Here is a 22457-nt window from a genome sequence, read left to right as displayed (position 1 = left end):
CCAGACGTCCCCGCGGCCCATGCGTCTGACGCGCAGCTCCCTTGCCGCGGAGCATGACTCGGTTAGACAGGATCGCCGGGCCTCTGGCAAGAGGCCAGATGGGTCCGAAAGGGGCTCGTCGAACGAATGTCTAACGAGCCTGCGACGGCGCGATTCCGCCGTCCCGACGCATCGCGCCGAGATCTTCGGGGCGATTGAGATTGAGGAAGGGATCGACGCCGTCCACATCGTCGAAATCGACGAGAACGACGCCGCGGCGCTCGATCCAGTTCATCACGCGACGGACCGACCCGTCGGCGAGACCGGTGATCAAATCCTCGAGATCGTCGCGTCGATGCAGCGCCGCGACCGGGTGGACGCGACCGCGCGAGCGCGAGACCACGACGCGCGCGTCGGGCCGTGCGGCGAGCGCACCGGCGAGGCGGGCGACGAGATCGCGCGGCAGGCAGGGGCCGTCGACGGCGACGGTGGCGATGAAGCGCGCGTCGGACCGAACGGTCTCCAGCCGGCGATGGGCGGCGGCGAGGCCGGCGAGCGGCCCCATCGGTTCGGCGAAGAGATCGGCGACGACATCGAGCCCGAAGGCGGCGAAGCGGGCGGAATCACCGTTGGCCGAGAGCATCAGCCGATCGACCTGCGGCGCGAAGCGTTCGACCACATGGGCGAGGAGCGGCCTTCCCTCGTATTCGACCAGCGCCTTGTCGACGCCCCCCATGCGTCGCCCCTGCCCGCCGGCGAGGATCACGCCGGCGATCGGTTCGAGGGGGCGTGTGACGTCGATCATCGCGGGCTCTCCGGTCGGGCGGCGATGATGCGTCGGCTACCGCGACCGAGGCAAGGGTGCCCGGCGGGTCGTCCCCCGCTCGCGCGCTTTCCCGTCGCGCACGTCCAAGGGTCGCGCGAGGCGCGCGAAAACGCTAGAAGGGCCGTCTCGCGATCCTTGGAGCCCCGATGTCCACGTCCGAAGCCGCCCTGCGTTTCTCCGTCGCCCCCATGATGGAATGGACCGATCGTCATTGCCGGTACTTCCACCGGCTGATGACGAAGCGGGCGGCGCTGTTCACCGAGATGGTGACGGCGCCGGCTATCATCCACGGCGATCGCGCGCGGCTCCTCGGCTTCGATGCCGCCGAACACCCGATCGTCTGCCAGCTCGGCGGCTCGGATCCGGCCCAGCTCGCGGAAGCCGCACGGATCGTCGCGGACTTCGGCTACGACCGCATCGACCTCAACTGCGGCTGCCCGTCGGATCGCGTGCGCTCGGGGCGTTTCGGCGCCTCGCTGATGGACGAGCCGGATCTCGTCGCCGACTGCGTCGCGGCGATGCGTGGCGCGGTGGCGCTGCCGATCTCGGTCAAGTGCCGCATCGGCATCGACGACGCCGAGCCGCGCGAGATGCTGCCGGTCTTCCTCGAAAAGGTCGTCGCCGCCGGCGTCGCCTCGCTGACCATCCACGCCCGCAAGGCCTGGCTGCAGGGCCTCAGCCCGCGCGAGAACCGCACCGTGCCGCCGCTCGACTACGACATCGTCTTCGACATGAAGCGGCGCTGGGCGACGATGCCGATCGCCATCAACGGCGGCATCGCCGACATCGACCAGTCCGTGGCGCTGCTCGAGCCGCACGAGGGCGTGGCGCTGGATGGTGTGATGCTGGGGCGCGCCGCCTACGAGACGCCGGCGATCCTGGGGCAAGTCGATCGCCGGATCTTCGGCGAGGCGGTCGAGGACGCCGATCCCTTCGCCGTGGTCGAGGCGATGGAACCCTACATCGCCCGCCATCTCGAGGAGCCGGGTGCCAAGCTCAATCAGGTGGTGCGCCACATGCTCGGCCTCTTCGCCGGCCGGCCGGGCGCGCGCGGCTGGCGGCGGATCCTGACGGTGAAGTCGATCTCGCCCGACGCCGGGCTCGAGGTGCTGCGCGAGGCGCTCGACGCGGTGCGTCGCCCGGCCTCAGCCGACCGCGCCTCCGCGTGAGGCGGCCTCGCGCCGCGCCGCCAGCGCCGCTTCGCGCATCTCGCGGGCCTGCCGACGGGCGGGGAGTTCCGCCATGATCGCCTGCCGCCGGGCGTCGGAATACCGCGTCCAGCGGCCGATCTCGTCGATCGTGCGGAAACAGCCGAGGCAGAGTTTCTCGATCGGATGCAGCTGACACTGTTTGAGGCAGGGCGAGGCGACGGGCGGCGGCAGGGGCATCGGCGGTTCCGGCGGAAGGTGACGCCCGACAGATGGCGCGGCGCAGGCGTTTCGGCAAGACGCGTTCGCCGAGCTTCGATTCCAAGTTGTAGCGTTACGCAATACACCGTACAATGCACCCTCCATCGATCGAACTCGGGAGGGTTGCGATGGGCATCCTCGCACAAATCGGCATGGCCACCGCGGTGTCCCTGGTGCTGGCGGTCCTGTTGCCGCTGGTCCTGATCTTCGTCCAGCACGAGGTGCGCATCCGACGCATCCGGCTGATCGAGGAGTTCCGCCGCAACTTCTTCTACGATCCGCTGGCGAACGACCAGACGAACGGCGACCACGACGATTGTCGCAGGCCCGCCGGTCGCCGACGCCGGCCGGAACCGCCGACCAAGTCGCCGTCCTTCGAGTTCGTGGTGACGAAATACATCATCGATCTCTTCGACCTGTGCACCGATGCCCAGCGCGAGACCATCCGAGAGCAGGGCGCTTCGGCCCTGTCGTCGGAAGAACTCTACGCACTCGTCGGTCGGACGCGGATCTGGCGGCTGGCGACCAACTGGTATCTGCTGCTCGCCTTCCTGCCCTATGCGATCGTCGTCACCGGGGTCACCTTCTTCGTCCTCGATGGAATCGGTGCCAAGGAGGTCGTCGCGCTCGGCGGCAAGGATCTGCCGACCTATCTCGCCGCCGGCCTGCTCGGCGCCACCTTCTTCACCCTGCGCCTGCTGATCGGCTCGGCGATCAACTTCGACCTGACACCGCGGGTGCCGGTCCGGGCCTTCGGCCAGTTCGTGCTGGTCACCGTCGTCATGGCGGTCTACGGCCGGATCGCCCCGCCGCTCGGCGACGTGACGCCGGAGGGCGGCTGGGGGCACGTGCAGGCCCTGTGGGGACTGGCGGTGCTGGCCGGCGCCTTCGTCATCGGCGTGCAGCCGGAAGCCGGGTTCCAGTTCGTCTACACGGTGGGGCGCCAGCTCGCCGCCAAGTCGCCGTTGCGCGGCGTCTTCGCGCTGATCAAGCGGACCGACAACCGCTTCGACGACCATGTCGGCATCGTGCCGCTCGAGGTGCTCGACGGCATCGACTTCGGCACGCGCTACCGGCTGGAGGACGTCGGTCTCTGCGACGTGCAGAACCTCGCCACCGCCAACCCGATCCTGCTGCACATCGAGACGCCCTACGGCATCTACCAGACGATCGACTGGGTGGCGCAGGCGCAGCTCTGCACCATCGCCGGGCTGGAGCGTTTCATGATCTTCCAGCAGTTCAACGTCCGCACGATCTTCGATCTCGAGAGGATGGTGCTGTCGCGGCGGTCGACCCACGCGCTGCGCCAGTTCGTCGGCGCCATCCTGTTCACGCCGAATGCCCGGCTCGACGCCGTGCTGAAGGCGGCGGCGGAGCCGAAGTCGCCGGCGCGGACACTGGCGCCGTTGCCCGACCCGACGCGGGCGTCGCCGCTGCCGGCCGACTTCGCCGCCGCGGTGCTCGCGACGGTCGCCGAGACGGCCGACATCGAGGAAGAGGTCTGCGACGAGGAGGACCGCGAACCGGTCTGGCGGAAGGCCGAGGGCGTGCCGGACGCCTCGATCATCCACGCCGTGCGTGTCATGGTCGACGATCTGCACGTCCACCGGCTGCGCGAGATTTGGGAACGGATCGGCCGGTCGCTCGGCCGCGACGCCGAACATCTCGACGACACGGTCGACGCCGCGCCGCCGCGTGACGACTGACGGAGCGAAGGCGCGGCGGATCGGCGTCCGTCGCGCCCGCGGCTCACAGCGCGAGGCCGAGCAGCAGCGCGATCTCGGCGACCAACACCCCGGCGCCGATGACGTCACCGGTGACGCCGCCGATCTTCGCCCGCGCCAACGCCGCGAGGCCGGCGAGCGCGGCGAGCGCCAGACCCAGCGCCATCAGCGCCTCGGCGGGGCCGGCGACGGTCGTCGCGATCACCAGGAAGAGCGCCAGCGCCGTACCGAGGCCGATCGCCAGCGGCACCGTCTCGGGTCGGCCGACGGCATGGGCGAGCCCGTCGGCGCGGGCATTGGGCAGCAGCCAGGCGAGACCGAGCGCGGCGGTGCGGGCGAGCGCCGCGACGACGAGCACCAACAGCCCGGCGCGCGGGCCGACGACCTCGATCAGATCGGCGAGAAACGCCGTGCGCAGCACGAACTGGGCGGCGAGTGCGGTGCCGCCATAGGCGCCGATACGGCTGTCCTTCATGATCTCGAGCCGCCGCGCCGCGTCGCGACCGCCGGCGAAGGCGTCGGAGACGTCGGCGAGGCCGTCCTCGTGGAAGGCCCCTGTGGCGAGCGTCATCGCCGTCACCGTCACCGCCGCGGCGGCGAGCGAGGAGAGCGGGCTCGCGGCGAGAAGCGCCGCGACCAGCGCCGCGGGTGCGGCGATCACCACGGCCGCGAGCGGCAGCATGCGCAGGGCGCGGGCGAAGGGCGGCGGGCAGGCCGGATCGTCGGCCTTGCCCAGGCGCGGCAGCGGCAGGCGCGAGAAGAAACGCGTCATCGCCGCCGCCTCTGCGAGGAGGAGCGGCACATGGTCGCCGACGAGGGCGACGAGACGGGCGAGCGGCGCGGGGACGTTCATCGGAGGCTCCGACGCGAGGGGATCGGCGGCGGCACATACGGAGCGGAGACGGAAGGCCCCCCCTTGCCGCACCGATGCGCGAGGTATAGACGGCCGCACGAGAGCCCAGCATCGCCTGCGAGAGGATTCCCATGGCCGCTTCTCCCTTCGACGACTTCCGCGATCTCGTCAATCTCCTGCCGGAGCCGGAGACCGCCGCGGTCGAGGCCTATCGCGCCCGCGACGCGCAGCTGACCAAGATCCCCGGTTCGCTCGGTCGGCTCGAAGAGATCGCCGAATGGCTGGCGGCCTCGACCGGCAAGATCCCGCCGAAGGTGGAAAAGCCGCTGGTCGCGGTCTTCGCCGCCAATCACGGCATCACCGCCAAGGGCGTCTCGGCCTTTCCGGCGGAAGTGACCAAGCAGATGGTCGCCAACTACGGCGCCGGCGGCGCGGCGATCAACCAGATCTGCATGGCCTCCGACATCGGCCTCAAGGTGTTCGAGCTGGCGCTCGACCACCCGACTCCGGACATTTCCGAGGAAGACGCCTTCGACGCCCAGGGCTGTGCCGCCACCATGGCCTACGGCATGGAAGCGCTGGCCGGCGGCGTCGACCTCCTCTGCCTCGGTGAGATGGGCATCGGCAACACCGCCGTCGCCTCGGCGATCTACCTCGCCCTGTTCGGCGGCACCGCGGCCGAATGGGTCGGTCCCGGCACCGGCGTGCAGGGTGCGGCGCTCGCCAACAAGGCGGCCGTGGTCGAACAGGCCGTGCTGCGCATCGGCGGCGAGATGGACCCGTTCGAAATCCTGCGTCGCCTCGGCGGCCGCGAGATCGCGGCCATGGTCGGCGCGATCATCGCCGCGCGGCATCAGAAGGTGCCGGTGGTGGTCGACGGTTTCGTCACCTCCGCCGCGGCGGCGATCGTCCATGCGATGAACCCGCGGGCGATCGACCACTGCATCTTCGCCCATGTCTCGGCCGAACCGGCGCACCAGCGCGCGCTCGCCGCGATGGGCAAGAAGCCGCTGCTCGATCTCGGCATGCGGCTCGGCGAAGGCACCGGCGCGGCGGTCGCCGCCTCGATCGTGCGTGCGGCCGCCGCCTGCCACGCCGGCATGGCGACGTTCGCCGAAGCGGGCGTGTCGAACAAGGAATGAGGGCGGCCGGAAGGCATTCCGGCTCTCTCTCGTAGTTCGGCCTGTCGCAGAGGCCCTTCATGCTGAGGTGCTCGCGAAGCGAGCCTCGAAGTGCGAAGGGCCGAGAGGCACGGCCCGTCGACGACTTCGCCCTTCGAGGCCCGGCCGGTGGCCGGGCACCTCAGGGTGAAGCCGAACGGAAGGAAGGGCGTCGGCCCATCGCCACCCCTCCCCCGCCTCACCGCCCGTCGAAGACGATCGGCACGATCGAGGCGACCAGCGCCAGCGCCATGGCGAGGTTGAAGATCGCCAGCCGCCGCGGGTCGGCGAGCACCCGACGCAGGCCGGCGCCGAGCGCCGCCCAGGTGGCGATGCAGGGCGCACCGACCAGGATGAAGACGAGCGGGATCACCATCGTCGCGGCGAGCCGGCCGTCGCCGCCGCCATAGGCCGCGACCGCGCCGATCGCCATCACCCAGGCCTTGGGGTTCACCCACTGGAAGGCGACCGCCTCGTGGAAACGCATCGGCCGGGCGCCGGCGCGGGTCGTCTCGCCGATCGGACCGGCGCGGGCGAGGAGCCAGGCCAGCCGCAGCATCCAGACGACGCCGACCCAGCGCAGCACCTCGTGCAGCGCCGGCCAGGCGACGAGGGCGGCAGCGAGGCCGAGCCCCATCACCGCGACCATCAGGGCGAAGCCGAGGCTGATGCCGGCGAGATGCGGCAGCGTCCGCACGAAGCCGAAATTGGCGCCGGAGGCGAGCAGCATCGTGTTGTTCGGCCCCGGCGTGATCGTCGTGACGAAGGCATAGGTGGCGAGCGCGAAGAGCATGTCCATCGTCATCGGCGGGCGGTCCTTCTTGCGGATTGCGATGGACCGCAGCCTAGAAACGTGACACTTTGAAGGAAAGTCAAATAGCGTCACGTGACACTTTTCGAGATCACGCATGAAACTCGACAGTCCCTGGAGCCCCCGTCTCGCCGAAGGCGACGGCTCGCCGGTCGACCGGCTGGTGGCGGCGCTCACCGAGGACATCGGCAGCGGCCACGTCGCCCCGGGGGCGCGGCTGCCGGCGCATCGCGACCTCGCCTGGCGCCTGTCGGTCGGGCTCGGCACCGTCACCAAGGCCTATGCGGCGCTCGAACGGTTGGGGCTGGTCGCCAGCGCGCGCGGGCGCGGCATGTTCGTCGCCGGCATCGCGCCACGGCCGATCGAGACGATCGATCTCTCGGTCAACGTGCCGCCGCGGCTCCTCGCCGACCGGGTGCTCGCCGCGACGCTCGCCGATCTCGCCCGCACGCTCGACGCCGACACGTTCGGCGCCTATGCGCCGGCGGCCGGCCTTCCCGAGCATCGCGCGCTGATGGCGCGACGGCTCGGCGAATTCGGGCTCGACGTGCCGGGGCGGCGGGTGATCCTGACCAACGGGGCGCAGCACGCGCTGGCGATCGCCCTTTCGGCCACCTGTCCGCCCGGTTCGGTGCTGATCACCGAGGCCGCCACCTATCCCGGCGCCCTCGTCTGGGCGCGGCGGGCGGGTGTCGAGGTCGCCGGCCTTCCGACCGACGCCGAGGGGTTCGTCCCTGCCGCACTCGAAGAAGCGTTGGCGCGGCGCGTCCGGCGCGGTCGGCCGGTCGTCTATCTGACGCCGACGCTGCACAACCCGACGGGTGCGACCATGGGCGCCGCACGGCGGCGAGCGATCGCGCGCCTCGCCGAGGTCCACGACGCCATCCTGATCGAGGACGACGTCCACGCGATCTTCGCCCCCGAGGGGCTTTCACCGATCGCCGCGCTGGCGCCGGATCGGACGCTGCACGTCTCCGGCCTCTCCAAGGCGCTGAGCCCGGGCGTGCGCATCGGCGCGCTGGCGGTGCCCGAAGCCTTCGTCGAGCCGGCGCTGCTCGGGCTGCAGGCGACCTCGACCACCGCCTCGATGCTCGCCTGCCGGATCATGGAACGCTGGCTCGCCGACGGCACGGCGCGGGCGGTCGGCGCGGCGATCCGGGCGGATGCCGAGAAGCGGCGGGCGCTGGTCGAGGCGATCCTGCCGGAGGATGCGGTGGCGCCGAGTGCTGCCGGGCTGCACGTCTGGCTGCCGATGACGGCGGAGGCGGCGGAGCGTTTCGTCGCGCGGGCGGCGGCGGCCGGCGTGGTGCTGATGCCGGCGGCGGCACCGCTCGCCGATCCGCGGGCGCGCATGGGCGGCGTCCGCGTCTGCCTCGGCGCACCGCCGATCGCGACGCTGGAGCGGGCGTTGCGGGTTCTCGCAGAGCTCTTCGGCCGCGAGCCGCGGACGGCGATCTGACGGGCGACGATCCGGCGGGCGGGCGGGTCAGCGCCGTTGGCCGGCGGCCTTGCGGTCGGGGCGTTCGTCGAGGCGCGGCATGACCTCGAGCACACGGGAATGCGGGATGGTGACGGTCACTTCCGTCCCCTCGCGCAGTTTCGAGCGCAGGTCGAAGGTGCCGCCGTGCATGCCGATCAGCGCCTGGACGATCGACAGGCCGAGGCCGGTGCCCTGTTCGGCCGACTTGATGGCGATCGAGCCCTGGCCGAAGCGAGAGAGGACGATCGGGATCTCCTCTTCCGGAATGCCCGGGCCGGTGTCCTTGATCGCCACGTACTGGCCGCCGCCGGCGGTCCAGCCGACCTTGACGGTGACGGTGCCGCCGGTCGGCGTGAACTTCACGGCGTTGGAGAGGACGTTGAGCACGATCTGGCGCAGCGCGCGCTCGTCGGCCCAGATCTTCGGCATCGCCGCTTCGTACTGCTCGACGATGGTCAGGCCCTTCGATCGGGCTCTGAGGCCGATCATGTGGGCGCAGTCCTCGACGATGTAGGGCAGCGTCACCGACTCCTCGTTCAGCGTGTAGCGGCCCGCCTCGATGCGGGAGATGTCGAGGATCTCGTTGATCAGCTCGAGCAGATGCCGGCCGCTGTCGTGAATGTCGGAGATGTAGCCCTTGTAGGTCTCGTTCTCGAGCGGCCCCATGATCTCGTCGCGGATCACTTCGGAGAAGCCGAGGATGGCGTTCAGCGGCGTGCGCAGCTCGTGGCTCATGGTGGCGAGGAAGCGCGACTTGGCGAAATTCGCCTCCTCCGCCTTGCGCCGGCTCTCGTCGGAGAGCGCATTGGCGTGTTCCAGCTCGACGATCAGCCCGTCCTTCTCGGCGCGGGCCTCGATCTCGGAGAGCGAGGAGCGGTAGAGCCGATGGCCGAGGGCGATGAAGAAGGCCTGCGTCACCATCGCCATCAGCGCGAAGATCACCGCCGGCGACGGCGCCGGCGCGAACGTCGCCTCGGGGCGCTGGATGTAGCCGGCGACGGTCATCACGGTGATCGGCAGGGTCGAGGCGAACATCGCCGCCGGCAGGTTGGCGGAGAGCACCGAGCAGACCGCCACCAGGATCATCATCGAGGAGAACTGGAAGACGTCGGTGACCAGCCCGCCGTAGCCGGGCAGGATGAAGAGCGAGCCGAGCGTCAGGCCGAAGGCGGCGTCGAGCGCGGCGAAACGCCGGCGCCAGGCCATCAGGTTCGCTTCCTGCCGGTCGAGCGCCAGGAACCGGCCGGCGAAGAACAGCGCCGTGGTGTGGGTCACCAGGATGCAGACGACCCAGGCGGCGAGCAGGATGCGGTCGGTCCACAGGACGCCGACCACCGCGAGAACGCCGATGAGGAGGCCGAGCCAGGGCGAGGCCGAGCGCCGCAGCCGGGCGTGCTCGACCATCAGTTCCCAGTCGAAGGCCGGCTTGATCGCCGAGCCCGATTCGAGCTGTTCACGGACGTCCTTGACGGTGCGCACGAGCGTATGCCGGCGCGCCGAGCGCGCGGCATTGACGGCCGTCTTGCCGTCGCTCCTGGGGATGGGCGTTTCCGCCTCCACCACGCCGTCCTCTTCCCTTGGGTAAGTTTGCAATTCCCCCTCGACGGACGCTACGGAGGAATGCTCAACAAAGCCTTCACGGCTTTGGTTAACGCTGCGTGAGGACGACGCCGATTCCGAGGTTTTCCCCCGTTCCGACGCGACGCATCGGCTATGTTCTCGGCTTCGCCGCGGCGATCGGCGCGGCGAGCCTCGCCGATCGTGCATGGCACGACTGGACGAAGGGCGCTTGGCGCTCGGACCACGCGGTCGAGGCCCACGGCGAACGGCGCGGGCGGGTCCACGTCGCCGACGGCGACAGCGTGGCGATCGGCGACACGCGGCTCCGCCTCGCCGGCATCGACGCGCCGGAACTCGCCCAGACCTGTCTCGCCGACGACCGCCCCTTCGCCTGCGGCGAGGCGGCCAGGGCACGCCTCGCGGCGCTGATCGACGGGCGGCCGGTCGAGTGCAGCTGGAGCCGGCTCGACAAATACGGCCGCGGGCTCGCCACCTGCCGGGTCGGCGCGGTCGATCTCGGGGCGACGATGGTGCGCGAGGGCTGGGCCGTCGCGTACGGCGGTCACGAGGCGGAAGAGGCGGAGGCGCGACGCAACCGCCGCGGCCTGTGGGCGATGCGTTTCGAGTGGCCGGAGGATTTCCGCCGCCAGTCGCGCGGTCATGGCTTCATCGGGGTGGAGGAGCGATGACGTACGTTCCCGATCACGATGCCGTCGCCCCGCTCGAGGCGGAGATCGCGCTCTGCCGGCTCTGCCGCGACGCGCCGCGCGGGCGGGCCCTCCCGCACGAGCCAAGGCCGGTGACGCGACTGTCGGCGACGGCGCCGATCCTCGTCGCGGGGCAGGCGCCGGGCGTCCGGGTCCATGCCTCGGGGCTGCCCTTCACCGACCCGTCGGGCGACCGGCTGCGCGCCTGGATGGGGGTCGACGCCGAGACCTTCTACGACCGCTCCAAGGTGGCGGTCGCCGCCATGGGCTTCTGCTTTCCCGGCCACGACGCCAAGGGCGGCGATCTGCCGGCGCGGCGGGAATGCGCGCCGGCCTGGCGCGCCCGCGTCATGGCGGTGATGCCGCAGGTCCGGCTGATCCTGGCGGTCGGCCGGCCGGCGCAGCTCTGGCATCTGGGGCCGGAGGCCGGGGCGAGCCTCACCGAAACCGTCGCCCGCTGGCGCGAGATCGCCGAACGGTCGGGGGCGCCGATGGTCTTCCCCCTGCCCCATCCGTCGTGGCGGAACTCCGCCTGGTTGAAACGTCATTCCTGGTTCGAGGCCGAGGCGATACCGCGACTGCGCGCCGAGATCGCACGAGCCCTCACCCATGCTCCGGAAGCGCCGGCCATTGGGAACTGATTTTTATTTTTCCCGCATGATTGACCGCAACGGCAAATTCGATCACGTCTGAATGGAGAGAAATTGGAAAATAATGCTCCATACGGAGACACACCGTGATCGACCGCATCGACCGTAAGATCCTCCAGGTCCTGCAGGAGGACTGCACCGTTCCCGTCGCCGAGATCGGCCGCCGGGTGGGGCTCTCGACGACGCCGTGCTGGCGCCGCATCCAGAAGCTCGAGGAGGACGGCGTCATCCAGCGCCGGGTCGCCGTGCTCGATCCGCGGCAGGTCAACACCAAGGTCACCGCCTTCGTCTCGATCACCACCTCTACCCATTCCGAGGACTGGCTGAAGCGCTTCGCCGAGATCGTGGCGCAGATGCCGGAAGTCGTCGAGTTCTACCGCATGGCCGGTCAGGTCGACTATCTGCTGCGCGTCGTCGTGCCCGACATCGAGGCCTACGACGCCTTCTACAAGCGGCTGATCGCCAAGATCGACATCGCCGACGTTTCGACGACCTTCGCGATGGAGCAGATCAAGTACACGACGGCGCTGCCGCTGCAGTACGTCCAGACCGAGAAGACCACGGAGAAGTCGCAGGGCTGAGCGCGGGACACCTTGCCCGCGCAGCGCCTCTCGACCAGAATGCCGGCGACCAGACGAGGCGCCGGCAGAGCCATGGCGAGCGACGTGACCCGAACCCATCCCACCCTTCGCCGCGGCGCCGCGGCGCTGATGCTCGTCGCCGTGCTCGCGGGCTGCAGCGGCCGCAGCGAGGGCGTGCTCGGCTTCGTCGGGCCGAAGCCCGAAGGGGCGGCGACCGTCGACATGCTGGTGGTGACGACGCGGGCGAGCGACCCCGACCCGACCAAGCTCTATTCCGGCGAACGCGACTCGGCGATGCATCAGACCGAGCTCGTGATCTCGATCCCGCCGGTTCCGACCCGCAAGGTCGGCGAAGTGATCTGGCCGTCGTCGTCGCCGCCCGATCCGACGCGCGAGTTCGCCGTGGTCGGCGGCGATCGCGACGTCGACGTCGCCGAGGCCAAGGCCTGGTTCCACCGGGTCGGCAACGGACGGGCGCTGATCTTCGTCCACGGTTACAACACGCGCTACGACGACGCGGTCTTCCGCTTCGCCCAGTTCGTCCACGATTCCGGCACCGACTTCACGCCGATCCTCTTCACCTGGCCGTCGCGCGGCGAGGTGACGCAATACGTCTACGACCGCGAGAGCACCAACTATTCCCGCGACGCCTTCGAGGCGCTGCTGCGCGCCGCCGCCGCCGCACCGGACGTCAAGGAGATCTCGATCCTCGCCCATTCGATGGGCACGTGGCTGACGATGGAGACGCTGCGCCAGATCGCCATCAAGGACGGCCGCGTGCCGGCCAAGATCCACGACGTGATCCTCGCCTCGCCCGACATCGACGGCGACGTCTTCCGCCGTCAGGTCGCCCGCCTCGGCCAGCCGCGGCCGCGGCTGTCGCTGTTCGTGTCGCGCGACGACAAGGCGCTCGACTTCTCCAAGGTGATCGCCGGCGACGTCGAGCGCGTCGGCGCGATCGATCCCAAGTCGGATCAATGGAAGTCGATGCTGGAGAAGGAGAACATCCACGTCTTCGACCTGACCGACGTGAAGACCGCCGACCGTCTCGCCCACGGCAAGTTCGCCGACGACGGCGACGTGGTCCGTCTGATCGGCGGGCGGCTGGTGGCGGGGCAGCCGGTGTCGGATCCGCGCGTCGGCCTCGGCGACCGGGTCGGCGGCGCGGTCTCGGGCACCTTCGGCGCGGTCGGCGGTGTCGCGGGCTCGGTGGTCGGCGCGCCGTTCTCCGTCATCGGGCAGTGAGGGCGGAGGAGGGGCGCCGCCCAGTCCCCGAAAGCACTTCGGGCGCGCCGGCTCAGTCGTCTTCCTTCGCCTTCTTGCCGTTGCCGTTGGGACGATCCTCGTCGTCGCCGCCCTTCCAGCCGGGCAGGTCGCGCGCCTCGTCGAGGCGGGCGAGGCGCTTGGCCAGATCGGCGGCGATCTCGATGTCGGTGTCGATCAGGCGACGGCTCATGAAGGAGCGGAAATAGTCGCCCCACATGAATTCCTGGAACGGCGTGTCGTCGTCGGCGAAGGCCTTGCCGCGGACGCGACGCGCCAGCGTGCGCCAGGGGTTGTCGGTGAGCTTGGAGACGTGATCGGGGATGGCGGCGAAGGGGCGGCGGTTGCCGTCGGCGTCGATCGGCCAGCACAGCGCCTCGTCGTCCATCCGTGCCCAGAATCGCCTGTCGTCGAGATGCGACCAGTCGGCGACGCAGAGGCCGAGTTTCGCTTCGGGGCGCCCCTCCTCCCACAGCGCCCGCACCAGATGATGATGGTCGGTCATGAAGACCGCGCCGCCGGGTCCGATGACGTGGGGAACCGCCTTGCGCTCGAGATAGTCGGCGAAGTCGGCGGCCTCCATCCGGGCGATCTTGGCACGACGGCGGGTGACGTCGTCGTAGCCGAGGGTGAGCTGGGTCGGGCGCAGGCGATCGACCGAGATGCGTTCCGACATGGGGGAGTTCCTTCGAGAGGAGGACGCGCGGGCCGACCCATGATATAGGACCGGTCCGGCGACGGGGAGACACTCCGACCGCCCGCAGGACCAGAGATTGCGACATGGCCCTTCGCCCGCCTTTCCTCGCCGCCCTCCTCGCCGCGCTCGTGATCGCCGGCCCCGCCGCCGCGCGCGACTGGCCGCGCATCCGGATCGGCGTCGACGGCGCCTATCCGCCCTTCAGCCGCACCGAGGCGGACGGCAGGCCCGCCGGCTACGACGTCGACGTCGCCCGCGCCCTCTGCCAGAAGCTCGCGGCGGACTGCGAGATCGTGGCGGTCGGCTGGGACGGGCTGGTGCCGGCGCTCGACGGCAAGCGCGTCGACGCGCTCGTCGCCTCGATGCCGGTCGTCGACACCTCGCGCCGGACCTACGACTTCACCCGCCGCTATCACCGCATCGGCCCGCGCTTCGTCGCCCGCGTCGGCGAGATGCGCGCGAACCCGGTGACGGCGACGCTCGCCGGGATGCGGGTCGGCGTGCGCGCCGGCACCGCCCATGCCGCCCAGCTCGCCGCCGCCCATCCGAAAGCGGTCGTCGTGCCCTTCCCCAACGAGGCGGCGGCCGGCGCCGCGGTCGCCGATCGCTCGGTCGACCTCGCCTTCGGCGACACGCTCGCCCTCTATCGCTGGCTCGACGGCCCGGCGCCGCGCGGCAAGGTGCAGTTCGTCGGCGACGAGGTGCTCGACGCCGAGCGCTTCGGCGACGGCGCCGGCATCGCCTATCGCAAGACCGACCGCGACCTCGGCCTGCTCGTCGACCGGGCGCTCGCCGAGCTCGCGCGCGACGGCACGCTCGACCGCATCGCCGGGCGCTGGTTCCCCTTCGCGATCCAGTGAACGGATCGCGTCCTTCCAAATCGACGGAGAAGACGATGGCCAAGGTCGCATTTCTGGGTCTGGGCGTGATGGGCGGCCCGATGGCGCGCCATCTGAAGGTCAAGGGCGGCCACGACGTGACCGTCTACAACCGCACCGCCGCCAAGGCCGAGGCCTGGGTCGCGGCGAACGGCGGCGCCTTCGCCGCCACCCCGGCGGAAGCGGCGAAGGGCGCCGAGATCGTCTTCGCCTGCGTCGGCAACGACGACGATCTGCGTCAGGTGACGATCGGCCCCGACGGCGCCTTCGCCACCATGAGCAAGGACGCGATCTTCGTCGACCACACCACGGCCTCGGCCGACGTGGCGCGCGAGCTGGCGGCGGAAGCCGAAGCGCGGGGCCTCGTCTTCCTCGACGCGCCGGTCTCCGGTGGTCAGGCGGGTGCGGAGAACGGCGTGCTCACCGTGATGGTCGGCGGCGATGCCGCGGCCTTCGCGAAGGCCGAACCGGTGATCGCCGCCTTCGCCCGCGCCTGCACCCACATGGGTCCGGCCGGCGCCGGTCAGCTCGCCAAGATGTGCAACCAGATCTGCATCGCCGGCCTCGTCCAGGGTCTCGCCGAGGCGATCCACTTCGCCCACAGGGCGGGGCTCGACGTCGAGAAGGTGATCACCACCATCTCCAAGGGCGCGGCGCAGTCCTGGCAGATGGAGAACCGCTGGAAGACGATGGATCAGGGCCAGTTCTCCTTCGGCTTCGCGGTCGACTGGATGCGCAAGGACCTCGGCATCGTCCTCGACGAGGCGCGGCGCAACGGCGCCCGCCTGCCGGTCTCGGCCCTGGTCGACCAGTTCTACGGCGAGGTCCAGGACATGGGCGGCGGCCGCTGGGACACGTCTTCGCTGATCGCCCGGCTCGAGCGGAAGTCGTGACGATTTTCGACGAATTCTCGAAGACGGCGTAGTTCGACTTTCACCGCGTCTGCAATGACGGGTGCGACCCAGCGTCTCGGCGATTGCATACGAAAGGTCGGAAGTGTAGACCAGTATTCGCACACGGAATACGGGCCGCGGCCAAAAGAAAAGAACAACAGCGCACGACGGTCGACGGGTGAACGCCTCCTCGCGTTCACCCGTTTCGCGTTTCCGGCCCCGTCTCGCCCCCGCACGCCGCGCCTTGCGTTTCCCCTGCCCTCGCCCCTAGGCTGTCTGTCCCCAAGACGGGACGGGACACATGACGATCGGCATCATCGGCTTCGACGCCGACGACACGCTCTGGCACAACGAGACGATCTTCCGGCTCAGCCACGATCGCTTCGTCGAACTCCTCGGCAATCACGCCGATTCCGACGGGCTGACCGCACGGCTGGAGGCGACCGAGCGGCGCAACCTCAGGCTCTACGGCTACGGCATCAAGGGCTTCACCCTGTCGATGATCGAGACGGCGCTCGCCGTCTCCGACGACGCGCTGCCGCCTTCCGTGATCGCCGAGCTGCTGGCGATCGGTCGCGACATGCTGGAACACCCCGTGGAGCCGCTGCCGGGCGTGGTCGAGACGCTCGACACGCTGGTCGAGGCCGGCCACCGGCTGGTGCTGATCACCAAGGGCGACCTGCTCGATCAGGAACAGAAGATCGCCCGATCCGGCCTCGCCGAGCGTTTCTCGTCGATCGAGATCGTCTCGGAGAAGACCGCCGCCACCTACCAGCGCATCTTCTCGCGGGCGGGCGCCGGCGAAGGCGAGGCGGTGATGATCGGCAATTCCGCCGTCTCCGACATCCTGCCGGCGCTGACGGCGGGCTACTGGGGCCTGCACATCCCCTATCACGTCACCTGGAGCCACGAGGTCGCCGAGGTGCCCGCCGACGCGCCGCGCCATCGAAGGCTGGAGACGATCGGCGAAGTGCCGGCCGTGATCGACGAGATCTTCGGGCGGCGGCGATGATCGACAAGCTCGAGTTCCTGATCGCGCTCGCCCGTGAACGGCATTTCGGCCGGGCGGCGGAGGCCTGTGGCGTGTCGCAGCCCACGCTCTCCTCTGCCATCCGTCAGCTCGAGGACATTCTCGGCGCGCCGCTGGTCGAACGCGGCTCGCGCTTCAAGGGCTTCACGGCGGAGGGCGAGCGGGCGCTGGAATGGGCGCGGCGCATCGTCGGCGACACGCGGTCCTTGAAGGAGGACCTCGTCTCGATGCGGCGCGGCCTCACCGGCCACCTCAAGCTCGCGGTCATCCCGACGGCGCTGCCGATGGTGTCGCGGCTGACCACCGCCTTCACCGAGCGCTGGCCGGACGTGAAGATGTCGATCTTCTCGCGCAATTCGTCCGAGGCGCTGCGACTGCTGGAAAACCTCGAGATCGACGCCTGCCTCACCTATCTCGACAACGAGCCGCTCGGGCGCGTCGCCACCGTGCCGCTCTATCGCGAGCGCTATCACCTCGTCACCGGCGCCGACGGGCCGCTCCGCAGTGCCCTCAAGGGCCGCGACACCATCACCTGGCGCGAGGTCGGGCGCATTCCGCTGTGCCTGCTGACCCCCGACATGCAGAACCGGCGCATCATCGACCATCTCTTGGCCGAGGTCGGGCAGACGGCGCAGGCCAAGCTCGAATCCAATTCGATCATGGTGCTCGCCGCCCACGTGCGGACCGGGCGCTGGTCGTCGGTGATGCCGCGAATCCTCGCCGAGGCGCTGGGGCTCTCCGATCCGTCGATCGCCATCCTGCCGATCGTCGAGCCGGAGGCCGACCACACCATCGGCCTCGTCACCACGGCACGTGAACTGCGCCCGCCATTGGTCGAAGCACTTGCAGTGGAAGCACGCCGGCTGGCGCCGTCGATCGGCGACGCCGGCTGAGAAAGCCCTGAAATTCCGGTACTTCCGTTGTGCTCGATCGGGTCTCGGCGCCCGAACGCGCATCGTCGATTTGGTTTTCCAATCGTTCCACGGAAAAACGATATTGAAACCAGATCGTCGCCGAGGCGGAATGCCGCACCATCGAACCGATTTGAATTTCCCGCGACAGGCATCCGGAACGGAGACCCATGACGGCGCCCCAACCCTTCGAGGCCACCCGCGCGAGCGAGATCATCGCGGCCCATCTCCATCTCGAGGGGCCGGCGCTGCCGATCCTGCACGCCATGCAGGACGTCTTCGGCTGCGTGCCGAAACAGGCGGTGCCGCTGATCGCCGAGGCGCTCAACGTGTCGCGCGCCGAGATGCACGGCATCGTCACCTTCTACCACGACTTCCGCGAGGAGCCGACCGGGCGCCACGTGATCAAGGTCTGCCGCGCCGAGGCCTGCCAGTCGCGCGGCGGCCGCGAGATCGGCGACCGTATCGCCAAACTCCTCGGCATCGACTGGTACGAGACCACCGCCGACGGGCGGGTGACGCTCGAGCCGGTCTATTGCCTCGGCCTCTGCACCCACGGTCCGTCGGCGATGGTCGACGGCAAGCCCTTCGCCCGGCTCGACAAGGTCGGTGCCGAGCGTCTGGTCGAGGAGGTCGCCCGATGAGCCGGATCTTCGTTCCCCGCGACGTGACCGCGCTGGCGCTGGGCGCCGATGCCGTGGCCGAGGCGATCCTGGCGGAGGCCGCCGCCCGCGGTCTGGAGGTCGAGATCGTCCGCAACGGCTCGCGCGGCGCCTTCTTCATGGAGCCGCTGGTCGAGGTCGAGACGCCCTTCGGCCGGGTCGGCTATCGCGAGATTACCCCCGACGACGTCGCCTCGCTGTTCGACGCCGGCTTCATCCACGGGGCCGAGCATCCGACCTGCATCGGCAAGACCGAGGATCACCCCTGGTTCGCCGGCCAGACCCGGCTGACCTTCGCCCGCTGCGGCATCGTCGATCCGCTGAGCCTCGAAGACTATGCCGTCCACGGCGGCTGGAAGGGGCTGGAGCGGGCGGTCAAGCTCGGCTCGATCGGCACGCTCGAGGAGGTCTCGATGTCGGGCCTGCGCGGCCGCGGCGGCGCGGGCTTCCCGACCGGCGTCAAGTGGAAGACCGTCGCCATGGCGCGCGCGACACGCAAATACGTCATCTGCAACGCCGACGAGGGCGACAGCGGCACCTTCGCCGACCGCATGATCATGGAAGGCGACCCCTTCTCCCTCGTCGAGGGCATGGCGATCGCCGGCCTCGCGGTGGGCGCCACCAAGGGCTTCGTCTATTCGCGCTCCGAATACCCCCACGCCAACGCGACCTTCGCCGCCGCCATCGAGGTGGCGCGTGCCGCCGGTTACCTCGGCGAGAACGTGCTGAGCTCGGGCCAGACCTTCGAGCTGGAACTGCGTGTCGGCGCCGGGGCCTATGTCTGCGGCGAAGAGACGGCGCTGATGGAGAGCATCGAGGGCAAGCGCGGCATCGTGCGGGCAAAGCCGCCGCTGCCGGCGATCGCCGGTCTCTTCGGCAAGCCGACGGTGATCAACAATCTCCTGTCGCTCGCCACCATCCCGACCATCCTCGCCGACGGGGCGCAGGCCTATGCCGACTACGGCGTCGGCCGCTCGCGCGGCACCATGCCGATCCAGATCGCCGGCAACGTGAAGAACGGCGGCCTCTACGAGACCGCCTTCGGCCTGACGCTCGGCGCGATCGTCGAGGAGATCGGCGGCGGCACGGCGAGCGGACGTCCCGTCCGCGCCGTCCAGTGCGGCGGGCCGCTCGGGGCCTATCTGCCGGTCTCGCTGTTCGAGACGATCTACGACTACGAGGCCTTCTCGGGCGTAGGCGCGATCGTCGGCCACGGCGGCATCGTCGTCTTCGACGACACCGTCGACATGGCGGAGCAGGCGCGTTTCGCCTTCGAGTTCGGCGCGATCGAGAGCTGCGGCAAGTGCACGCCCTGCCGCATCGGCGCGGTGCGCGGCCGCGAGGTGATCGAGAAGATCATCGCGAAGGGCGGTACGCCGGGCGACTTCGAACTGGTCGAAGATCTCTGCGAGACGATGAAGTTCGGCTCGCTCTGCGCGCTCGGCGGCTTCATCCCCTATCCGGTGACGTCGAGCCTGACCCATTTCCCGGAAGACTTCCGTCGCGCGGGTCTCCGCGTCGCCGCCGAGTGAGGATCCCATGACGCTCGTCCACGAGATCGACTACGGCACCCCGGCCTCCAAGGCCACCAAGACCGTCACGCTCACCATCGACGGCCGCGCCGTCACGGTGCCGGAAGGCACCTCGATCATGCGCGCGGCGATGGAGATCGGCACCGAGATCCCCAAGCTCTGCGCCACCGACATGGTCGACGCCTACGGCTCCTGCCGTCTGTGCATCGTCGAGATCGACGGGCGCAACGGCACGCCGTCGTCCTGCACCACGCCGGTCGCGGACGGTCTCGTCGTCCACACCCAGACCGAACGGCTGAAGAAGCTGCGTCGCGGCGTGATGGAACTCTACATCTCCGACCACCCGCTCGATTGTCTCACCTGTGCGGCCAACGGCGACTGCGAGCTGCAGACCCAGGCCGGCAAGGTGGGCCTGCGCGACGTGCGCTATGCCAAGATCCCGGAGATCGAGACCCATCTCGACCTCGGGAAAGACGAATCGAACCCCTATTTCACCTTCGACAGTTCGAAGTGCATCGTCTGCTCGCGCTGCGTCCGGGCGTGCTCGGAGGTCCAGGGCACCTTCGCGCTGACCATCGCCGGCCGCGGCTTCGAGAGCCGGGTGTCGCCGGGCATGGGCGAGGCCTTCCTCGACAGTGAATGCGTCTCCTGCGGCGCCTGCGTCCAGGCCTGCCCGACGGCGACGCTGTCGGAGAAGAGCCTGATCGCGATCGGTCAGCCGGAACATTCGGTCGTCACCACCTGCGCCTATTGCGGGGTGGGGTGCACCTTCAAGGCGGAGATGCGCGGCGAGGAAGTCGTGCGCATGGTGCCGTGGAAGGACGGCGAGGCCAATCGCGGCCATTCCTGCGTCAAGGGCCGCTTCGCCTGGGGCTATGCCACCCATCGCGAGCGCATCCTGAAGCCGATGATCCGCGAGACAATCACCGATCCGTGGCGTGAGGTGACCTGGGACGAGGCGATCGGCCGGGCGGCATCCGAGTTCCGCCGCATCCAGGCGAAGGCCGGCAAGCGCGCCATCGGCGGCATCACCTCGTCGCGCTGCACCAACGAGGAGACCTTCCTCGTCCAGAAGCTGATCCGCGCCGGCTTCGGCAACAACAACGTCGACACCTGCGCCCGCGTCTGCCATTCGCCGACCGGCTACGGGCTGAAGGTGGCGTTCGGCACCTCGGCCGGCACACAGAACTTCGACTCGGTGGAGAAGACCGACGTCGTCATCGTCATCGGCGCCAACCCGACCGACGGCCATCCGGTCTTCGGCTCGCGGCTGAAGAAGCGGCTGCGCCAGGGCGCCAAGCTGATCGTCATCGATCCGCGTCGCATCGATCTGGTGAAGAGCCCGCGCATCCAGGCCTCGCACCACCTCGCTCTGAAGCCCGGCACCAATGTCGCGATCCTGACGGCGCTCGCCCATGTCATCGTCACCGAAGGGCTCGTCGACGAGGCCTTCGTCAAGGAACGCTGCGACTGGGACGACTTCTCGGCCTGGGCCGAATTCGTCGCCGATCCGCGCCATGCGCCGGAGGAGGTCGAGAAGATCTCGGGCGTTTCGGCGGACGAGATCCGCGGCGCCGCACGGCTCTATGCGACCGGCGGCAACGGTGCGATCTACTACGGCCTCGGCGTCACCGAGCATTCGCAGGGTTCGACCTCGGTGATGGCGATCGCCAATCTCGCCATGGCGACCGGCAACATCGGCCGCGAAGGCGTCGGCGTGAACCCGTTGCGCGGGCAGAACAACGTCCAGGGCTCCTGCGACATGGGTTCGTTCCCGCACGAGTTCTCGGGCTATCGCCACGTCTCGGACCCCGCCGTGCGCTCGCTGTTCGAGGAACTGTGGGGCGTGCCGCTCGACGACGAGCCGGGCCTGCGCATCCCCAACATGTTCGACGCCGCGCTCGAGGGCTCGTTCCTCGGCATGTACATCCAGGGCGAGGACATCCTCCAGTCCGACCCGAACACCACCCATGTGGCGGCGGCGCTGTCGGCGATGGAATGCGTCGTCGTGCAGGATCTCTTCCTCAACGAGACCGCCAACTACGCCCACGTCTTCCTGCCGGGTTCGACCTTCCTCGAGAAGGACGGCACCTTCACCAATGCCGAACGCCGCATCCAGCGGGTGCGCAAGGTGATGACGCCGAAGAACGGCAACATGGCCGACTGGCAGATCACGCAAGCCCTCGCCCGCGCCCTCGGCCTCGATTGGGCCTATGCCCATCCGAGCGAGATCATGGACGAGATCGCCCGGTCGACGCCGACCTTCGCCGGCGTGAACTACGAGCGGCTCGATCGCGAGAGCCTGCAGTGGCCGGTCAACGCCGCCCATCCGGACGGCTCGCCGATCATGCACGTCGACGGCTTCGTCCGTGGCAAGGGCAAGTTCATGCTGACGGAGTATGTCGCGACCACCGAGAAGGTCGGCCCGCGCTATCCGCTCCTGCTCACGACCGGCCGGATCCTGTCGCAGTACAACGTCGGCGCCCAGACGCGGCGGACCGAGAACGTCGTCTTCCATTCCGAGGACGTGCTCGAGATCCATCCGCAGGACGCGGAGGATCGCGGCGTGCGCGACGGCGACTTCGTCCGGGTGAAGAGTCGGGCGGGCGAGATCTCGCTCAGAGCCGTCATCACCGACCGCGTGGCGCCGGGCGTCGTCTACACGACGTTCCACCACCCGGCGACCCAGGCCAACGTGGTCACCACCGAGAACTCGGACTGGGCCACCAACTGCCCGGAATACAAGGTCACCGCCGTGCAGGTCTCGCCCTCCAACGGGCCGAGCGAATGGCAGGTCGACTACGAGCGGCAGGCGGCGGAATCGCGTCGCATCCGGGCGGCGGAGTGAGAC

21 protein-coding genes are annotated in these 22457 nt (G+C 69.7%); 15 read left to right on the top strand and 6 right to left on the bottom strand.

The features are described from left to right. Nucleotides 1-130: 130 nt before the first annotated feature. Nucleotides 131-784 (bottom strand): molybdenum cofactor guanylyltransferase MobA, encoded by a 654-nt coding sequence (mobA, locus tag ACT541_RS07920; RefSeq protein ID WP_476135672.1) that lies wholly within the window; start codon nt 782-784, stop codon nt 131-133. 167 nt (nt 785-951) lie between these two features. Between mobA and dusA the strand changes: the two genes are divergently transcribed. After that, entirely contained in the window at nt 952-1974 is a 1023-nt protein-coding gene (dusA, locus tag ACT541_RS07915; RefSeq protein WP_476135671.1) for a tRNA dihydrouridine(20/20a) synthase DusA, read from the top strand. Here the strand turns inward: dusA and ACT541_RS07910 are convergent. Continuing rightward, nucleotides 1951-2193 carry a DUF1289 domain-containing protein gene (locus ACT541_RS07910; RefSeq protein ID WP_476135669.1) on the bottom strand — a complete coding sequence of 81 codons (243 nt, stop codon included), beginning with the start codon at nt 2191-2193 and terminating at the stop codon, nt 1951-1953. The genes dusA and ACT541_RS07910 overlap by 24 nt on opposite strands. Nucleotides 2194-2342: 149 nt before the next feature. On the opposite strand from ACT541_RS07910, the gene ACT541_RS07905 reads away from it, so the two are divergent. Then, the gene (locus ACT541_RS07905; protein WP_476135667.1) at nt 2343-3920 is read left to right on the top strand and encodes a hypothetical protein; all 1578 of its coding nucleotides are present in this window, start codon (nt 2343-2345) and stop codon (nt 3918-3920) included. A gap of 43 nt (nt 3921-3963) precedes the next feature. Here the strand turns inward: ACT541_RS07905 and ACT541_RS07900 are convergent, their stop codons facing one another. Further along, complete coding sequence (locus ACT541_RS07900) at nt 3964-4791, bottom strand: adenosylcobinamide-GDP ribazoletransferase (RefSeq protein WP_476135665.1); 828 nt, start codon at nt 4789-4791, stop codon at nt 3964-3966. A 131-nt stretch (nt 4792-4922) separates the two neighbouring features. On the opposite strand from ACT541_RS07900, the gene cobT reads away from it, so the two are divergent. Beyond that, nucleotides 4923-5933 (top strand): nicotinate-nucleotide--dimethylbenzimidazole phosphoribosyltransferase, encoded by a 1011-nt coding sequence (gene cobT / locus ACT541_RS07895; RefSeq protein WP_476135664.1) that lies wholly within the window; start codon nt 4923-4925, stop codon nt 5931-5933. A 217-nt stretch (nt 5934-6150) separates the two neighbouring features. Here cobT and ACT541_RS07890 read toward each other — a convergent pair whose 3' ends face one another. After that, nucleotides 6151-6756: a LysE family translocator gene (locus tag ACT541_RS07890; RefSeq protein ID WP_476135663.1), complete on the bottom strand. Its 606-nt coding sequence runs from the start codon at nt 6754-6756 to the stop codon at nt 6151-6153. Nucleotides 6757-6859: 103 nt separating this feature from the next. On the opposite strand from ACT541_RS07890, the gene ACT541_RS07885 reads away from it, so the two are divergent. Further along, the gene (locus ACT541_RS07885) at nt 6860-8221 is read left to right on the top strand and encodes an aminotransferase-like domain-containing protein (protein ID WP_476135661.1); all 1362 of its coding nucleotides are present in this window, start codon (nt 6860-6862) and stop codon (nt 8219-8221) included. Nucleotides 8222-8248: 27 nt separating this feature from the next. Here ACT541_RS07885 and ACT541_RS07880 read toward each other — a convergent pair whose 3' ends face one another. Continuing rightward, nucleotides 8249-9805, bottom strand: coding sequence for a sensor histidine kinase (locus tag ACT541_RS07880; RefSeq protein ID WP_476135659.1), 1557 nt, complete (start codon nt 9803-9805; stop codon nt 8249-8251). 95 nt (nt 9806-9900) lie between these two features. Between ACT541_RS07880 and ACT541_RS07875 the strand changes: the two genes are divergently transcribed. From ACT541_RS07875 to ACT541_RS07860, 4 genes are all read left to right on the top strand, one after another. After that, the gene (locus tag ACT541_RS07875; protein ID WP_476135657.1) at nt 9901-10491 is read left to right on the top strand and encodes a thermonuclease family protein; all 591 of its coding nucleotides are present in this window, start codon (nt 9901-9903) and stop codon (nt 10489-10491) included. Continuing rightward, nucleotides 10488-11150: a uracil-DNA glycosylase family protein gene (locus tag ACT541_RS07870; RefSeq protein WP_476135656.1), complete on the top strand. Its 663-nt coding sequence runs from the start codon at nt 10488-10490 to the stop codon at nt 11148-11150. The genes ACT541_RS07875 and ACT541_RS07870 overlap by 4 nt, the downstream gene beginning before the upstream one ends. A gap of 98 nt (nt 11151-11248) precedes the next feature. Continuing rightward, nucleotides 11249-11740 carry an Lrp/AsnC family transcriptional regulator gene (locus ACT541_RS07865; RefSeq protein WP_476136066.1) on the top strand — a complete coding sequence of 164 codons (492 nt, stop codon included), beginning with the start codon at nt 11249-11251 and terminating at the stop codon, nt 11738-11740. 72 nt (nt 11741-11812) lie between these two features. After that, complete coding sequence (locus tag ACT541_RS07860) at nt 11813-12985, top strand: alpha/beta hydrolase (RefSeq protein ID WP_476135655.1); 1173 nt, start codon at nt 11813-11815, stop codon at nt 12983-12985. 52 nt (nt 12986-13037) lie between these two features. Here the strand turns inward: ACT541_RS07860 and ACT541_RS07855 are convergent, their stop codons facing one another. Beyond that, nucleotides 13038-13679 carry a ParB-like protein gene (locus tag ACT541_RS07855; protein ID WP_476135653.1) on the bottom strand — a complete coding sequence of 214 codons (642 nt, stop codon included), beginning with the start codon at nt 13677-13679 and terminating at the stop codon, nt 13038-13040. Nucleotides 13680-13783: 104 nt separating this feature from the next. Between ACT541_RS07855 and ACT541_RS07850 the strand changes: the two genes are divergently transcribed. From ACT541_RS07850 to fdhF, 7 genes are all read left to right on the top strand, one after another. After that, entirely contained in the window at nt 13784-14560 is a 777-nt protein-coding gene (locus ACT541_RS07850) for a transporter substrate-binding domain-containing protein (RefSeq protein ID WP_476135651.1), read from the top strand. Between the two features lie 35 nt (nt 14561-14595). Further along, a complete protein-coding gene (locus tag ACT541_RS07845; protein WP_476135650.1) occupies nt 14596-15471 on the top strand; it encodes an NAD(P)-dependent oxidoreductase in 876 nt (291 codons plus the stop codon). A gap of 301 nt (nt 15472-15772) precedes the next feature. Continuing rightward, nucleotides 15773-16483 carry an HAD family hydrolase gene (locus ACT541_RS07840; protein ID WP_476135648.1) on the top strand — a complete coding sequence of 237 codons (711 nt, stop codon included), beginning with the start codon at nt 15773-15775 and terminating at the stop codon, nt 16481-16483. After that, nucleotides 16480-17394, top strand: a complete 915-nt coding sequence (locus ACT541_RS07835) for a LysR family transcriptional regulator (protein WP_476135646.1) — start codon at nt 16480-16482, stop codon at nt 17392-17394. The genes ACT541_RS07840 and ACT541_RS07835 overlap by 4 nt, the downstream gene beginning before the upstream one ends. 188 nt (nt 17395-17582) lie before the next feature. Then, nucleotides 17583-18056, top strand: coding sequence for a formate dehydrogenase subunit gamma (locus ACT541_RS07830; RefSeq protein ID WP_476135644.1), 474 nt, complete (start codon nt 17583-17585; stop codon nt 18054-18056). Beyond that, nucleotides 18053-19606 (top strand): formate dehydrogenase beta subunit, encoded by a 1554-nt coding sequence (locus ACT541_RS07825; RefSeq protein WP_476135642.1) that lies wholly within the window; start codon nt 18053-18055, stop codon nt 19604-19606. Before ACT541_RS07830 ends, ACT541_RS07825 begins: the two co-directional genes overlap by 4 nt. A gap of 7 nt (nt 19607-19613) precedes the next feature. After that, entirely contained in the window at nt 19614-22454 is a 2841-nt protein-coding gene (gene fdhF / locus ACT541_RS07820; protein ID WP_476135641.1) for a formate dehydrogenase subunit alpha, read from the top strand. The last annotated feature ends 3 nt before the right edge of the window (nt 22455-22457 follow it).

This window comes from Pinisolibacter sp. DMC100 (assembly GCF_056313705.1).
The sequence above is the reverse complement of the archived record's forward strand: the minus strand, read 5'-3'. Positions and strand labels throughout refer to the sequence as shown.

Coding starts and splice junctions, on each gene's coding strand:
- fdhF (WP_476135641.1), top strand. CDS start 19,614: ATGACGCTCGTCCACGAGATCGACTACGGCACCCCGGCCTCCAAGGCC.
- ACT541_RS07830 (WP_476135644.1), top strand. CDS start 17,583: ATGACGGCGCCCCAACCCTTCGAGGCCACCCGCGCGAGCGAGATCATC.
- ACT541_RS07890 (WP_476135663.1), bottom strand. CDS start 6,756: ATGACGATGGACATGCTCTTCGCGCTCGCCACCTATGCCTTCGTCACG.
- ACT541_RS07910 (WP_476135669.1), bottom strand. CDS start 2,193: ATGCCCCTGCCGCCGCCCGTCGCCTCGCCCTGCCTCAAACAGTGTCAG.
- ACT541_RS07850 (WP_476135651.1), top strand. CDS start 13,784: ATGGCCCTTCGCCCGCCTTTCCTCGCCGCCCTCCTCGCCGCGCTCGTG.
- ACT541_RS07905 (WP_476135667.1), top strand. CDS start 2,343: ATGGGCATCCTCGCACAAATCGGCATGGCCACCGCGGTGTCCCTGGTG.
- ACT541_RS07900 (WP_476135665.1), bottom strand. CDS start 4,791: ATGAACGTCCCCGCGCCGCTCGCCCGTCTCGTCGCCCTCGTCGGCGAC.
- ACT541_RS07855 (WP_476135653.1), bottom strand. CDS start 13,679: ATGTCGGAACGCATCTCGGTCGATCGCCTGCGCCCGACCCAGCTCACC.
- ACT541_RS07885 (WP_476135661.1), top strand. CDS start 6,860: ATGAAACTCGACAGTCCCTGGAGCCCCCGTCTCGCCGAAGGCGACGGC.
- ACT541_RS07870 (WP_476135656.1), top strand. CDS start 10,488: ATGACGTACGTTCCCGATCACGATGCCGTCGCCCCGCTCGAGGCGGAG.
- dusA (WP_476135671.1), top strand. CDS start 952: ATGTCCACGTCCGAAGCCGCCCTGCGTTTCTCCGTCGCCCCCATGATG.
- ACT541_RS07840 (WP_476135648.1), top strand. CDS start 15,773: ATGACGATCGGCATCATCGGCTTCGACGCCGACGACACGCTCTGGCAC.
- mobA (WP_476135672.1), bottom strand. CDS start 784: ATGATCGACGTCACACGCCCCCTCGAACCGATCGCCGGCGTGATCCTC.
- ACT541_RS07860 (WP_476135655.1), top strand. CDS start 11,813: ATGGCGAGCGACGTGACCCGAACCCATCCCACCCTTCGCCGCGGCGCC.
- cobT (WP_476135664.1), top strand. CDS start 4,923: ATGGCCGCTTCTCCCTTCGACGACTTCCGCGATCTCGTCAATCTCCTG.
- ACT541_RS07825 (WP_476135642.1), top strand. CDS start 18,053: ATGAGCCGGATCTTCGTTCCCCGCGACGTGACCGCGCTGGCGCTGGGC.
- ACT541_RS07835 (WP_476135646.1), top strand. CDS start 16,480: ATGATCGACAAGCTCGAGTTCCTGATCGCGCTCGCCCGTGAACGGCAT.
- ACT541_RS07845 (WP_476135650.1), top strand. CDS start 14,596: ATGGCCAAGGTCGCATTTCTGGGTCTGGGCGTGATGGGCGGCCCGATG.